Source organism: Rickettsia endosymbiont of Polydrusus tereticollis (assembly GCF_964026385.1).
GTDB lineage: Bacteria > Pseudomonadota > Alphaproteobacteria > Rickettsiales > Rickettsiaceae > Rickettsia.
The window spans coordinates 1,948,985-1,964,202 of the sequence record NZ_OZ032142.1 but is presented as its reverse complement, the minus strand read 5'-3'; the positions used below and the strand labels follow the sequence as shown (position 1 = coordinate 1,964,202).

Genomic DNA, 15,218 nt, shown 5'->3' with positions numbered 1-15,218 from the left:
ATCACTAAAATTATCAATAAGGCTAATATATTCCTCGGTAGCTCAGCGGTAGAGCAAACGGCTGTTAACCGTTAGGTCGCTGGTTCGAATCCGGCCCGGGGAGCCATTCCGTACAATTCGCTACTTTTTCAAGTTCTGAGAACGGGAAAGCCAGAGAGTAATGCACCTTGCCGCCCTTCAATGTTAGGTTCGCAAATACAAAATTCAAAAATTCACGTTTTTCGGCAATCGTCGAACCTTTAACCCGGATATTGCATGAGATATAGGAGACAAAATCCTCGTAAAGCTGTATAATACTGGTATTTCATTAGAATAATACAAAGGATTTTGTCATGACAAATTGTATAGCATATAGTTACCAGTTTTCCAAAGTAAAAAATCGGACAATAGAGATAAATTTCACTGGAGGTGATATTAGTAGCGATGGAGGTGTGTTGTTATTAAGAGAAGCAGATAAAAGGCTTGGTATAACAGAGGAGCTTGCTAAAATATTTCCTGATAGACGAGATGGTAGTAAAATTACCCATAATATGGCAACAATGCTGAGGCAACGAATTTATGGTATTGCATTAGGTTATGAAGATTTAAATGACCACAATTATCTACGAAAATGTCCTGCTATGCAAACAGCTATGGAAACAATTGATGATATGGCAAGTAGTTCTACCTTATGTCGTATAGAAAACAATGCTGATAGACACTTTGCAATTAAAGTGCATGAACTAATGCTTGATAAATTTATTAAGTCTCATAAAATAGTACCAAAGCAGCTAATACTTGATTTTGATGCTACGGATGATGAAATTCATGGGCAACAGGAAGGTAAGTTTTATCATGGTTATTACGGTCATAATTGCTTTTTACCTTTGTATGTTTTTTGTGGAAAGCATCTGTTAGTTAGTTATCTTAGGACGTCAAAGCAGGATCAAGCAAAACATTCTTGGGCAATATTATCATTGTTAGTAAAACGTTTTCGCCAAGCTTGGCCAGAGGTAAAGATTATTTTTCGTGGTGATAGTGGATTTTGTCGTCATCAGATGTTTGATTGGTGTGATATTCATAATATAAAATATATTGTAGGAATGCCCCAAAATAACAGACTAAATGAGTTACTGAAACCTACAATGGAGAAGTCAAAAGCAGCATTTATTATAACCCAAGAAAAGCAACGTCTTTTTAGTGAGTTTCCATATAAGGCTGGTAGTTGGAGTCATGAACGTAGAATAATTGGTAAGGCAGAAATGACAATGCTTGGAGAAAATCCAAGGTATATAGTAACTAATTTATCAGATAAACCTGAAGATTTATACGACAAAGTTTACTGTGGTCGTGGTGATATGGAAAACCGTATAAAAGAGCAACAACTAGAATTATTTGCAGATCGTACTTCTTGTCATAGATGGTGGGCTAATCAGCTCAGAATGATTTTATCGGGTCTTGCATACACTTTAGTAGAATATATCAGAGGTAATTTATTACAAGGTAGTGCATTAGCAAAAGCACAAATAGGTACAATACGTTTAAAATTATTAAAAATTGGGGTAGTAATTATCCGTAATACTAGGCGTATTAAGTTTTTGTTATCTTCATCATATCCTTACCGACAGGTATGGTCATGTGATGAAGAAATTAGCATTAGAATAACCTAGATTAGCACTGTTCCCGGTGCTTAGAAAAAATGGGGTAAGGGGCATTACATCTAAAATTTGAAAATAACGGCTTCAAAGCACTTTTTGGCAAAATTTTTACAAAAGTATCATTGCTAATATTATAAATTACTCAATTTCTTACTTTAAATCTCACTTCATGCAATATCCGGGTTAAATGTCTCATATGCATTTGTCATGACATTTATAAAATCTAGAAGCTTTTTGGAAAGTTTGTCATCTACTGTGTCATAGCTTTTAATTAACTCGCTTAATTCATATTGACGCTCTTTTAACTGTGTTTTCTTACGTAAAAACTCTTCTCTTGTTAAACCCCCCGCCGTCAGCTACTAAATCCATATATGAATCAAGCTTATTTTGTATTTTCGTATGTTCTTCTTTTAACTCTGCTATTTCTCTATTATGCTCATATGCTTTACCATGATTTATCCCTTTCAAATAATCTGTGGTTTGCTTTAAAATTTTAGGGTCTTTAATCTTTAATCCTTTTAGTATGTCTTCTACTTGCTTTATTACATCATCCTCTTTAACCCACATAATTTTTGTTGGGTCATCAGGGTTCCAGGTACGTAAATATGTCCATTCTGCTACTTCACCATTTTTATATTTTTTAGTTTTTGTGTCGGCAGTAACTAATTTACCGGTAACCCCACATTTAAGTATTCCTCTAAATAAATATTCTTTACCCCTATATTGAAAAGGTTTTTTATTCCATCCCATCCTAACCGCCTCGCATGCTTTAAATGTTTCTTTTGTAATTAACGGCTCGTGACAATGTGGTAATATATCACCTTTTAATATGGTAATATGGTGAAATTCTTTTGCTGGCAGTAGTTAGTGATGAGGCTTTGTCGGCGTTTGTAACTTATGGGACTCGCAAGAGGCTTAAGAAAAATTATTGCTTTGGAAGCCGGTAGTATAAATTTTGGAGTTGATGAGTTTAATTTAGTAGATTGATTATTTTGATTGGTCATATTGGTTTATCCCCATTAATTTAAGTTGCTTAAATTTTAACCACCAAAGATTTTATCAACCTAAGGTGGTCGGGGAGTTAGAAAAACCGCCTAAGACAGCTATAATAGCTTTTAGGTTTAAAGTTTTCACCTTAGACCCTGAACATAACTATTATCACCCCGACCTTGACAAAGTCGAGGATTAGACCAGTTTAACGGTTGGTCTATCCCGCTTGTTGTTTGGAGGCTACTACACCCCAGAAAAGCTTTGCAGCTATTCCACTTGTGGTTTTATACAACTCCCCGAAAAAGTCAACTAGGCTTTATTATTTTCTTTCTCTTTTTCTAATCGCATTTGTACCTCCATAATAATTTTCACGAATTCAATTAATCTTCTTGCTGCTTCGTGTATTTCAACTTTAGGTAATTTATTGTTGTACATTTTCCTTATACGTATTTTTGCAGCAGGGCATTTATTCGAGGAGCTAGCTATTAATTGGTTAAGCCTTGCGGGGTTTGAGCTTGTTACCAAAAACGAAGAAGGTAAGCAGTTTGGTTTTAAGGTAGCGGATAGTAGAATTGCCGGACATATTGACGGGATTATAGTTAATACCCCCGGTGATTTAAAGTTATCTTGTCCGATGCTTTGGGAAACTAAAACAATGAACGGCAAAAACTGGCGGGAAACAAATAGATTTATCGTCTGGAAAAACTCCCTTATTTTTGATAATTTTACGGATTTGACGATTTACCGATTCAATCGTATTAGTAGTATAGATGACCCTTCTAATTTCTTCCGGAAAGGCAAAAAAAGGCACTATTCCAGTCCAATTACGTTTCCATATATCAGAAATAACCGGATATTTGCTATCCCATTTTTTAGCAAACTCTTCTAATGCTAAATTTGCCATGCTCTCATTATTTGCTGTATAGATTTGTTTTAAGTCAGCCGTTACTTCTTTAAGATCTTTATAAGAAACATATTTTACAGAATTACGAACCATATGCACGATACAAAGTTGTACTGTAGTATTTGGAAAGATACTGTTTATGGCATCTCTAAAGCCTTTAAGCCCATCAATACATGCTACATAAATTTGTTCTATACCTCGATTTTTTAGCTCGGTTACAACTTGCATCCAAAATTTTGCACCTTCATTTTTGCTAATCCAAATACCAAGCAACTCTTTCTTACCTTCTGTATTAACTGCAATAGCAAGGTAAACAGCTTTATTTATAACCATATTATTATCTCTTGCTTTTACCATTATACAGTCTAAATAAACAATCGGATATATCCTATCTAATGCTCGAGCTTGCCATCTTATTACATCTTCCATTACTCCATCGGTAATGGTAGAGATAAGCTCCTTGGAAACTTCTGTATGGTAGATTTCTTCTAAATGTGATTTTATCTCACTCATAGTCATACCTCGAGCGTAGAGAGAAATAACCGTATCATCAAATCCGGAAAATCTTCTAACTCCTTTCGGAATTAGCTGAGGTGCAAACTCACTATCTCTATCTCGTGGTACATCAATTACTATTTTTTGACCACTCTCGTCTATTATTGTTTTTTCTGTTGTACCATTCCTACGATTGCTATCTATCTTTGCTACTTTGCTATGCCTAGAATATCCTAATTCATGATTTAGTTCACTTTCTAATATTCTTTCCTCTAAACGCTTCTTTAATTGCTGAAACAACCCATCCTTACCAAAAAGCTCAGAGGGATTAGCTTGAGATAATAACTCTTCTACTAGTTCATTATTTATATTTGTTTTTGCTGTATCTTGTTCTAATTTTTTAGCCATATTTTCCTTTATTTAAGTTGTTATTTTTTACAGTAATTCTTTATCTGTTTTTTTTCAACTTACACAAATTATATGACTGACTCCCTAAATATCGTATCAGTTAAAGTAGGTCTGAACCAATTTTAGCAAGTAAGGCATTCTGACTATGAGCGAATCTTTTAAAATCTCTACGCAAGTGAGCTAAACATATTTGACGTTTGCGGTTGTCAAATATATTATAAACCGCATATCTGTCGCTTATTACTTTGCCTTCATATTCCGGTAAAAAACTTTTTAATACCTTCTGCCCTCTTGAATTAGCTAGCTTAAATACCGTCAAAGCTTTGTTCGTAGCTACCCAACACCAATGTTTATTGCCTTTATTATTAGAACTTGTCTCGTCTAAATGTAGGTAACTGCTCTCTTCGATTTTATTCAATAATTCATTATATTTGTCTTCTAACTTAACTGATATTCTGTTCTCCGTATTAGAGATTAAGCCAAGACTAATATCAAGGTTAAATATTTGCTTTAATATTGATTGTACTTCTCTCTTACTATTATTAAAGAATCCACTTAAAGAGCTAATTATACTTTCTGCGTTTTTCCCTAATAATCGGTAATTATCAAGTTTTGTTTTATATCTTCTATTACATAAAGTGCATACTTTCCTATACAACCTATATTCCGTAACAACAGGCTGGATAATAGGAATTTCTATCTTTTGATGGGTTCTATATTTTTCTTCTAATAGCAATGAACCGCCGCATTTACAACTCTCTTCTTCAGGTATAATATCAACGTTGATATTTGATGCTTTTATTTCATAAGCATTATGTTTATGACCTATTTGACCACCAGGATTTTTATCGCTCTTTGGCTTTGTCTTCTTCTCTATCCGGTATATATCTTTAGAACTAGGAAGACCCGAGTTGCTAGAGTTCTTATTTAGCCTATCTTCCAACTCTATTAACTTAATCTTTAATTCTTTATTTTCTTGTAAAAGCCGTTGATTGGTTACTTCTAATAATTCTACTAGCTTTTCTAACTCTATAATTCGATCAAGGTTATTCATTAATATTGCTGCTTTTTTTTTCCTATCTATTTCTATACAATTCTATTTACTTTTTTAACTCCTATTTTCTTTTATTTTTTATATTATCCGTGAACGGTCACTGGCAAAGAATATTATAAAAGTAGAAAATATGATGTGGAAATTTTTAGATGACCCAATGAATATTCCATTGACTAATAACCATGCTGAAAGGCAAATCAGGCATTACGTGGTCTATCGCAAAAACTCATACTTCACTCAATCTGAGCGAGGAAATATTTTCCTAGAGCGGATAATTTCTTTGTATTTAACTTGCAAACAACAACAACTAAACCCATTCCAAAATCTGCTATCTCTTGTCTCTTGAACCACACTGCTGAATGGATACGGGGATTTACCTTATAAAGAAAAATCCTATTATAATGCCCCTTTAAATCGCTAATTTAGTATTACGAGTTTTAGAGGTAAGCTGCGTATAAAAAACTTTTTTGTTATTTCAGAATTTTTATAAATGATTTTTCAAACAGCAGAGTAAATTTTACAAGAAATATGTTTACTCTAAAGAACTAATAAAAGCTTCATCAAGACCAGTTACACTAGAAATTAAAGAAACATTACAACCTTGAGCTAACATTTTCTTTGCTACCTCTACTGCTTTATTATATTCCCCTTCAGCTTTTCCAATTTGGATACCTTTAGCTTCACCAATCTGGATACCTTGAGCTTCACCAACTTGTAAGCCTTCAAGAATACCTAGTTCTTTTCCTTCTTGTTGCCAATGCTGTGCTAAACTTCTCATAAGCCTTGTTCCTATTTCCGGATTCAACTTTGTTGATAATAAATTCTCTAGTCTTATTTTATCAGCTTGCTCTATCTTCGTCAATGTATAATATAATATCATTTCTAGATAATCATAGCCTATCGTTATTTTTGTTAATTCCGGTAATATATCTGATATTTCTTGCCATCTTTTTAACAACTCTCTCTCATGTATATGTTTGAGAAAAAATTCTAATATCCCTGACCATATCCTTTGTTTAAACTCTTCGTCAGGAATTTCATGGACATTCACTAACTGGTAATCACTAATCCATAATTCTCTTGCTAATTTGTTATTAGCGAACAAATCCCACAAATTCCTTGCAACATTGATGTTCTAATAAATATTTTTTTGCTATATTATTTGGCGTCATATAGATTATAGAATCTGATTTTTCATATAATTCTTCAGCTCTCTTTATCTTAGATATTTCAGCATATTTCGCTTGTTGATCTTGATTCTTAACTTTTTGGTCAAATTGCTCTTTTATCTTATCTTCTAATAACTTGCTATTGTTTGATATACCAACCATATCTTGTAAATATTTCTTAGCTTCTACAAAATCACAATTTTTTTCTCTTTGTACTAAGGTAAATAAATCTCCTCCCTCTCCTTTACTAAAATCATACCATCTGCCAGCTTTACTGCCGCCTATCCTCATCACTATTTTGCCATCTTTCTCCCAGCGTAACACTTGACTATTTGATAAATGCTTATTTGGACTACCTAGCAAATTTCTACCTATTTCTTCCGCTTTAAATGATAATCTTTGCTTCAATTCCAATGCTTCTTGTTTATTAATAGCATTATAATCTATTTTATTCTTTGCCATAATATCCTCTTGTAATTTAACACTTATTGTTGTATCTTGTTTATTACAATTCTTGAGGTTATAAGAAGAGCTTTTTCGCTCTTCTTGGGCTTTATGGCTTGTGGCAAGATTTGTGCTAGTGCTTCTTAGGATTTCTGCTACTTTAGCAGGTGGCTCTAACTTCACTCTTAAGTGGTAATAGTTATCATTACTGTGTAATCTATCCTTAATATCTTCTACTACCCCTTTAAACCAATTACCTACTTTATCTATAATATTAGGACTCTTGCTTTCCTGAACTGCTAGCAACTCTTCTAAAGTTTTAAAATTAATGCTAGATAGCCTATTATCTATTTTGCTAAGTTGCGATATTAAACTGGCCATATTCCTGGTAGCCTTCCTATTATAGTAAAGTTTTACCTCTTCTATATGTCTAGTCATGGCTACATAAGAATTTCTGCTATTTCCTGCTAGATTATGTAATACATAGACATCTTTAATTGATGCTCCTTGTGCTTTATACACTGTAGAAGCATAGCCATGTTTAAAGCTTACATCTTGAGGATTAAATTCTATTTCTTTTCCGCTATCTGTTTTAGCTATCAATCTATCGTTACTTACTGAAGTTATCGTTGCAAATTCACCATTTTCTATTTGTAAATCTTTATTAGTACTTTTAAACAAAATACGATCTCCTGCCATATAATCTTCGTGCTTTTCAGATGATAGATAGTGTCTATATTCTTTACCGGTAAGCAAGCCTTTAGCTTTTAATAACTCCCTGATCCCTTGATTAATACTATCTACTTCAACATTACGCATGGTAATTATTAAACGCTCATTTAGAGCAAATTTGCTGTTACTCCAATCATTAATTAATCTTGCCATTGATTCTTCTAGCGTATGATCAATCTTTAAACATTTATGCTGTTCTAGTAACCGCAGGCCACCAGCAATATCTGATTTTGCAAAGCATGAAGCCATTTCTTTTGCCCATACTTTATTTTGTCTTCTAATGCTACTTAACTCATATGAGCCAAATTTACTAGCCAATACTGCGTGACAATGAAGATGCATATAATTTAAAAGGGTGTATATTCAGTATATTAGGTAAACAGCAAGAAGCTATTAAAAATTTTGACTTAGCTATTAAATACAAACCAAATTTTGCAGCGGCATATTCTAACAAAGGTACATCTTTTAGAAAATTAGGTAAATATCAAGATGCAATTAAGAGCTATGATTTAGCTATTGATCATAAATCTGATTATGCTGAAAGTTACTTAGAAAAAGGCATTGTTTTAGTTAATTTAGGCAAACAAAAAGAAGCTAAAGAAAATTTTCACTTAGCTCTTAAATACAAACCTAATCTTATAGAAGAATATACAGCAATAATTAAAGTTTTAAGAAAATTAGGTAATGATCTTATGGCTGGTGAGTTTGAAGAAAAATTAAAGATAATGCAAGATAATTTATAATTCTATGCAACCACAAAATCAAAATAATTTTACTCGTGGTTCACAAATCTTTGCTCATCAGATGAGAATGCTTGGGCAAGGCAGTATTAATGCTTTAATAGTTGGATTGGTATTTACTGTATCTTGGCTAATATGGCGAGTATTTCAGAAATTATCTTTGATAAGTCTATATTATTTTATCATAGAGCGATACGTACAATTAAAACTTGTCATAGGACAGTATTTTTATCCTATAGATCAAATAGGTATTAAATTCTATTATTTAGAGCAAAAAGCTTGGGTTTACCGTAATGCTGAAGAATTTGTGCATAAATTTTGGCATGTTACACCGCATTCACATAATATTAATGAAATTGGGCAATTTTTATTGCATTCAGCTTGGCAAGAAGGTATTATTACTTTTACTGTTGGAATATTTACTGCTATCATCTTTTTTATGTATCGAGGTAAAAAAGCTGTTATCCAAGATAAGATTAGGGGAGCAGATTTTGTGGAAGCTAAAACTTTAGCAAAAATGCTTTATAAAAATAAACAAGCTGCTAATATTTGCTTTTCTGGATTACCATTGGTTAAAGATAGTGAGAGAAGACATATTCTTATTACCGGTACTACAGGTAGTGGTAAAACTAATATGTTAAATGAGCTATTACCTCAGATTAGAAAAGAGCGAGGTAGAGCAATTATTGTTGATTTAACAGGTAGCTTTACTGATAGATTTTTTGATCCCAAATGTGATAAGATACTTAATCCTTTGCAAGAGAATAGTTCAGCATGGCTACCATGGAATGATTGTCATGAAATTTGGGATTATAATGATATAGCCAGTAGTTTTAGTAATTATAATCCAAAATTAGATGATTTTTTTGCTAAAAGTGCTGAGCTAGTATTAGCTGAAGGATTAAGATTATATCAGGATAGTAAAGACATCAAAAAGCTAATAAATACTATTCTTTATGCAAATAATAAAGAATTTGTTAGGATCTTTAAAAACAGTGCAGTAGCCGGTATAATTAGCAGTAGTGCCCCTGAGACTTCGTCCGGTATTCAAGCAACTGTTAGTAAAAATATTGAAGCTCTGCAACATTTAAAGCCTGATGGTAGTTTTAGTATTAGAAAGTGGTTTACTGCGGACAAAGGTTGGTTATTTATAACTAGTACTCCTAATCAACGAGTAATGCTTCGACCACTTATTGCTGCATGGATTAGCATAGCGATAAAAGCATTAATGAATAGGAATATCAATAATACTCATAGTAATATGTGGTTTGTGATTGATGAGCTGCCAGCTTTACACAAGATATCTTCACTCCCTATAGCTTTAGCTGAAAGCAGGAAATATGGTGGCTGCGTTGTTGCAGGTATGCAAAACATTCATCAATTAGAGGAGATATATGGTCATGCAGGAGCAGCTTCAATGCTTGATCTATTTGGCAGTAAATTTATCTTTCGAGTAAGCGATCAACAAACAGCACATAAATCAGCTTTAATGCTTGGTGAGCAAGAAATAATCGAAACTCAAGAGAATCTCTCTTATGGTGCTAACTCTATGCGTGATGGAGTAAATATGCACAGTTTAGAGAAAAGGAAGTTATTAGTAATGCCATCTGAAATTATGAATCTAGAAGATCTTACCTGTTATGTAAAACTTGCGGGTAATTTCCCAATTACTAAATTACAAATGAACTTACAACTTGATTTCAATGCAAAAATATAAAAACCATTTTAATGGCATTTTTAAAAGATTTCAATTGTTTGATGGAGGGGAATACCTTATAAAGAAAAATCCTATTATAATGCCCCTTTAAATCGCTAATTTAGTATTACGAGTTTTAGAGGTAAGCTGTGTATAAAAAACTTTTCTGTTATTTCAGAATTTTTATAAATGATTTTTCAAACAGCAGAGTAAATTTTACAAGAAATATGTTTACTCTAAAGAACTAATAAAAGCTTCATCAAGACCGGTTACACTAGAAATTAAAGCAATATTACAACCTTGGGATAACATCTTCTTTGCTACCTCTACTGCTTTATTATATTCCCCTTCAGCTTTTCCTTCAGCTTTTCCTTCAGCTTTTCCTTCAGCTTTTCCTTCAGCTTTTCCTTCAGCTTTTCCAATTTGGATACCTTTAGCTTCACCAATTTGGATACCTTTAGCTTTACCAATTTGGATACCTTGAGCTTCACCAACTTGTAAACCTTCAAGAATACCTATTTCTTTACCTTCTTGTTGCCAATGCTCTGCTAAACTTCTCATAAGCCTTGTTCCTATTTCCGGATTCAACTTTGTTGATAATAAATTCTCTAGTTTTATTTTATCAGCTTGCTCTATCTTCGTCAATGTATAATATAATATCATTTCTAGATAATCATAACCTATCGTTATTTTTGTTAATTCCGGTAATATATCTGATATTTCTTGCCATCTTTTTAATAATTCCCTCTCATGTATATGCTTGAGAAAAAATTCTAATATCCCCGACCATATCCTTTGTTTAAACTCTTCATCTGGTATTTCATGGACATTCACTAACTGGTAATCACTAATCCATAATTCTCTTGCTAATTTGTTATTGGCAAATAAATCCCACAAATTCCTTGCAACATTATATTTCTCCTGACCATTGTAAAATATCATCGGGTATATTAATGGTAAAGTCTTAGCTTTAGGATTTTGTATTAAATATCGCTCACAAATATTAATCATATATTTAAAAAGCCTAAAAGCCATAAAATGATCTGCTTTTGATTGATGTTCTACAAGCAAAAATAAGTATCCGTCTTGTTTATCAAATTTGCATGAGAATAAAACATCAGAGATAGAATCTTTTAAAGAGCTTTCTACAAAAGTGGTATTTTCCATTGCTAAACTAGGAAAATCTATTAAACTTTTAATATTTGGGGGCAAATGTGCATTAAAGAACTCATGGGCGACTAGAGGATTCTCCAGTGCCTTACGAAATATCTTATCATGCTTAGCTTTCTTCGTGCCTTTATCTGGATCACCCAGCAGGTTTCCTTGTTCACTCATATATTTATATTTTTTAACTTGATAAAATATTATTACACTACACTCTAAACTCTTATTCCTTGATTTAGCTTGATCTCAGATACTTGCTTTACTGCACTTCTTATTTCTTTAGCTATTTCTGAGCTTGGACTTATATATTGCATTACTTGTTTATCTCTTCCTATGGCATTTAAGTAATCTTCAGGGACGAGATGGCTTTTGCCTTGAAAATCATGTACTACTATATCAGAAAATTTTTTATCACCAAGATTATAATTAGGATCAAATTTATTCTGCATAATTTGTAAATCTTTCTGTATCTTCTGCTCTATTGCTGCTATGCAAATCTTGTTACTATAAGCAGTACAAGAATCTATACCTTTTTCTCTGTAGATTTGTAAAGCAGTATCGATATTTTCTGCTGTGCCAAACTTGGCTAGAGCTGTTATTTGCTGTTGTTGCAAATTATTTAGTCCGTTATTATCGTTATTTGCAAATTTTGAAAATAGTAATTCTATAGACTTAATTTGTGATTTGCTATTATCATTTGCTTTTAAGGATGATTTAAGTTCTGTTGCCTTACTAGCTGCTGTTAATTTTATTATTTCAGGCTCTATAAGCTTGTCTATAGATTCTGCTCCTTGGGATTTTAACATATCATTAAAATCGCCTTTTTCTGGTGGTCGTATTATTGCTACCGTCGCTCCTTGCCTAATTAATTCTTCCTGAGCCTTAATTACAGTATTAACTGATACTGCATCTTTGCCATCATTATCAGCAGCAATTATTATTCTCTCACCTTTGATAGGCTCATAGTTCCTGATGTTACTTACACCTAAACTACAAAGCATTTTGCCCTTAATACCAGCTTCTGCAATGCTTAAAGTTGTCTCGAGCCCCTCTGCTATAATCGTTACATTACTTGCTGAATTGTTGCCATCTTTACTGTTTGGTATGTTCTGCTGTTCATTATTTTTACTAATCTCAACAAAAGAACCTCTGATTCTGCCAAAAGAACGTTTATTAACCTCAATATCAGCTTTATTATTTGTTTCTTTGTTTAAATAAATTGATTGTCCACCGGTAATATTACCATCTTTATTTCTAGCAAAAGCAATTAATGCAGGATAATATTGTTTGCTATTACTGTCCCACATCATATTGGTTCTAAGATCATTATTGATATCCTGTTAATATTTTTTTAATTCCACGATGTTCTAATAAATATTTTTTTGCTATATTATTTGGCGTCATATAGATTATAGAATCTGATTTTTCATATAATTCTTCAGCTCTCTTTATCTTAGATATTTCAGCATATTTCGCTTGTTGATCTTGATTCTTAACTTTTTGGTCAAATTGCTCTTTTATCTTATCTTCTAATAACTTGCTATTGTTTGATATACCAACCATATCTTGTAAATATTTCTTAGCTTCTACAAAATCACAATTTTTTTCTCTTTGTACTAAGGTAAATAAATCTCCTCCCTCTCCTTTACTAAAATCATACCATCTGCCAGCTTTACTGCCGCCTATCCTCATCACTATTTTGCCATCTTTCTCCCAGCGTAACACTTGACTATTTGATAAATGCTTATTTGGACTACCTAGCAAATTTCTACCTATTTCTTCCGCTTTAAATGATAATCTTTGCTTCAATTCCAATGCTTCTTGTTTATTAATAGCATTATAATCTATTTTATTCTTTGCCATAATATCCTCTTGTAATTTAACACTTATTGTTGTATCTTGTTTATTACAATTCTTGAGGTTATAAGAAGAGCTTTTTCGCTCTTCTTGGGCTTTATGGCTTGTGGCAAGATTTGTGCTAGTGCTTCTTAGGATTTCTGCTACTTTAGCAGGTGCTCTAACTTCACTCTTAAGTGGTAATAGTTATCATTACTGTGTAATCTATCCTTAATATCTTCTACTACCCCTTTAAACCAATTACCTACTTTATCTATAATATTAGGACTCTTGCTTTCCTGAACTGCTAGCAACTCTTCTAAAGTTTTAAAATTAATGCTAGATAGCCTATTATCTATTTTGCTAAGTTGCGATATTAAACTGGCCATATTCCTGGTAGCCTTCCTATTATAGTAAAGTTTTACCTCTTCTATATGTCTAGTCATGGCTACATAAGAATTTCTGCTATTTCCTGCTAGATTATGTAATACATAGACATCTTTAATTGATGCTCCTTGTGCTTTATACACTGTAGAAGCATAGCCATGTTTAAAGCTTACATCTTGAGGATTAAATTCTATTTCTTTTCCGCTATCTGTTTTAGCTATCAATCTATCGTTACTTACTGAAGTTATCGTTGCAAATTCACCATTTTCTATTTGTAAATCTTTATTAGTACTTTTAAACAAAATACGATCTCCTGCCATATAATCTTCGTGCTTTTCAGATGATAGATAGTGTCTATATTCTTTACCGGTAAGCAAGCCTTTAGCTTTTAATAACTCCCTGATCCCTTGATTAATACTATCTACTTCAACATTACGCATGGTAATTATTAAACGCTCATTTAGAGCAAATTTGCTGTTACTCCAATCATTAATTAATCTTGCCATTGATTCTTCTAGCGTATGATCAATCTTTAAACATTTATGCTGTTCTAGTAACCGCAGACCACCGGCAATATCTGATTTTGCAAAGCATGAAGCCATTTCTCTTGCCCATACTTTATTTTGTCTTCTAATGCTACTTAACTCATATGAGCCAAATTTACTAGCCAATACTGCAAACATTCCTCCTCGCTCAACGGAAGTGAGTTGTCTCTCATCTCCAGCCAGTATCAAATTACAATTATTACTCCTTGCTACTTTTAATAATTCTAAATAATCACTATTACCTACCATTCCTGCTTCATCTACTACTAGCGTAGTATTTCTTGGTAGATTAGCTTTACATTTTCCAGCACGAAATTGGATTAAAGCATGGCTTAAATCTGGCGTGATGGAAGAATATCAATTCACCAAAACAACAGTTGGAACTCCTCAAGGGGGAGTAATAAGTCCCTTACTTTTAAATACAGCTCTTCATGGAATGGAAGACATACTTAACATAACTTATGATAAATATGATCATCTCCATCCAAAATCTGAATATGCTTTAGTAAAATATGCTGATGATTTTATAGTTTGTGCAAAATCTGAAAGCTCTTGTATTAAAGCAAAGAAGATAATTAACGATTGGTTAAATATTAGAGGATTAGCATTATCAGAAGAAAAGACTAAGATACTTCATATTAAAGAAGGGTTTGATTTTCTGGGATTTAATATCCGGCAATATAATACCAAGAGTAGAAGAAGAGGTATAACACTACTAGTTAAACCATCCAAAGATACTATAAAATCATTCAAAAAGCGAATGATGATAGAATGGAAAAGAAGCTTCTCATGGGAAATTGATAGGATAATTGAAAACCTTAATCCTAGAATAATGGGATGGTGCAGTTATTTTAACAAAGTTATAGCCAAAAGAACTTTTATCCAACTAGATCGTTGGATGTGGATGCGACAAGCAAGATTTGCTTGTAGAAGACATCCTAATAAATACTGGTGGTGGCTTAACCCGGATATTGCATGAGATATAGGAGACAAAATCCTCGTAAAGCTGTATAATAC

General features: G+C 32.7%; 10 protein-coding genes, 1 tRNA gene and 3 pseudogenes. 6 read left to right on the top strand and 8 right to left on the bottom strand.

Annotated elements, in window-relative coordinates:
• Positions 1 to 31 precede the first annotated feature (31 nt).
• Both AAGD48_RS09510 and AAGD48_RS09505 read left to right on the top strand, forming a co-directional pair.
• Positions 32 to 106, top strand: a tRNA-Asn gene (locus AAGD48_RS09510).
• A 226-nt stretch (positions 107 to 332) separates the two neighbouring features.
• Positions 333 to 1,649, top strand: coding sequence for an IS1380 family transposase (locus AAGD48_RS09505; protein WP_341789820.1), 1,317 nt, complete (start codon positions 333 to 335; stop codon positions 1,647 to 1,649).
• 303 nt (positions 1,650 to 1,952) lie between these two features.
• On the opposite strand, the gene AAGD48_RS09500 is transcribed toward AAGD48_RS09505, so the two are convergent.
• From AAGD48_RS09500 to AAGD48_RS09485, 4 genes are all read right to left on the bottom strand, one after another.
• The gene (locus AAGD48_RS09500) at positions 1,953 to 2,387 is read right to left on the bottom strand and encodes a hypothetical protein (protein ID WP_341789819.1); all 435 of its coding nucleotides are present in this window, start codon (positions 2,385 to 2,387) and stop codon (positions 1,953 to 1,955) included.
• Positions 2,388 to 2,936: 549 nt separating this feature from the next.
• Positions 2,937 to 3,062 (bottom strand): hypothetical protein, encoded by a 126-nt coding sequence (locus AAGD48_RS09495; protein ID WP_341789818.1) that lies wholly within the window; start codon positions 3,060 to 3,062, stop codon positions 2,937 to 2,939.
• Between the two features lie 187 nt (positions 3,063 to 3,249).
• Positions 3,250 to 4,434, bottom strand: coding sequence for an IS256 family transposase (locus tag AAGD48_RS09490; protein WP_341789817.1), 1,185 nt, complete (start codon positions 4,432 to 4,434; stop codon positions 3,250 to 3,252).
• 100 nt (positions 4,435 to 4,534) lie between these two features.
• The gene (locus tag AAGD48_RS09485; RefSeq protein ID WP_341789816.1) at positions 4,535 to 5,488 is read right to left on the bottom strand and encodes an IS66 family transposase; all 954 of its coding nucleotides are present in this window, start codon (positions 5,486 to 5,488) and stop codon (positions 4,535 to 4,537) included.
• Positions 5,489 to 5,612: 124 nt separating this feature from the next.
• On the opposite strand from AAGD48_RS09485, the pseudogene AAGD48_RS09480 reads away from it, so the two are divergent.
• A pseudogene (locus tag AAGD48_RS09480) lies at positions 5,613 to 5,834 on the top strand (IS66 family transposase); the annotation flags it as partial.
• Positions 5,835 to 6,020: 186 nt separating this feature from the next.
• Here AAGD48_RS09480 and AAGD48_RS09475 read toward each other — a convergent pair.
• Together AAGD48_RS09475 and AAGD48_RS09470 are read right to left on the bottom strand one after the other, a co-directional pair.
• Positions 6,021 to 6,617: pseudogene (locus AAGD48_RS09475) on the bottom strand (Rpn family recombination-promoting nuclease/putative transposase); the annotation flags it as partial.
• Complete coding sequence (locus AAGD48_RS09470; protein ID WP_341789815.1) at positions 6,583 to 8,151, bottom strand: hypothetical protein; 1,569 nt, start codon at positions 8,149 to 8,151, stop codon at positions 6,583 to 6,585. The pseudogene AAGD48_RS09475 and the gene AAGD48_RS09470, both read right to left, overlap by 35 nt.
• Between AAGD48_RS09470 and AAGD48_RS09465 the strand changes: the two genes are divergently transcribed.
• The gene (locus AAGD48_RS09465) at positions 8,151 to 8,576 is read left to right on the top strand and encodes a tetratricopeptide repeat protein (protein ID WP_341790787.1); all 426 of its coding nucleotides are present in this window, start codon (positions 8,151 to 8,153) and stop codon (positions 8,574 to 8,576) included. The genes AAGD48_RS09470 and AAGD48_RS09465 overlap by 1 nt on opposite strands.
• A 4-nt stretch (positions 8,577 to 8,580) precedes the next feature.
• Positions 8,581 to 10,290, top strand: coding sequence for a type IV secretion system DNA-binding domain-containing protein (locus AAGD48_RS09460; protein ID WP_341789814.1), 1,710 nt, complete (start codon positions 8,581 to 8,583; stop codon positions 10,288 to 10,290).
• A gap of 210 nt (positions 10,291 to 10,500) precedes the next feature.
• Here the strand turns inward: AAGD48_RS09460 and AAGD48_RS09455 are convergent, their stop codons facing one another.
• Both AAGD48_RS09455 and AAGD48_RS09450 read right to left on the bottom strand, forming a co-directional pair.
• Positions 10,501 to 11,604 carry an Rpn family recombination-promoting nuclease/putative transposase gene (locus tag AAGD48_RS09455; protein ID WP_341789813.1) on the bottom strand — a complete coding sequence of 368 codons (1,104 nt, stop codon included), beginning with the start codon at positions 11,602 to 11,604 and terminating at the stop codon, positions 10,501 to 10,503.
• A gap of 44 nt (positions 11,605 to 11,648) precedes the next feature.
• Positions 11,649 to 14,498, bottom strand: a pseudogene (locus AAGD48_RS09450) (AAA family ATPase); the annotation flags it as partial.
• A 49-nt stretch (positions 14,499 to 14,547) separates the two neighbouring features.
• On the opposite strand from AAGD48_RS09450, the gene AAGD48_RS09445 reads away from it, so the two are divergent.
• Entirely contained in the window at positions 14,548 to 15,180 is a 633-nt protein-coding gene (locus AAGD48_RS09445; protein ID WP_341789812.1) for a reverse transcriptase domain-containing protein, read from the top strand.
• Positions 15,181 to 15,218: the final 38 nt, after the last annotated feature.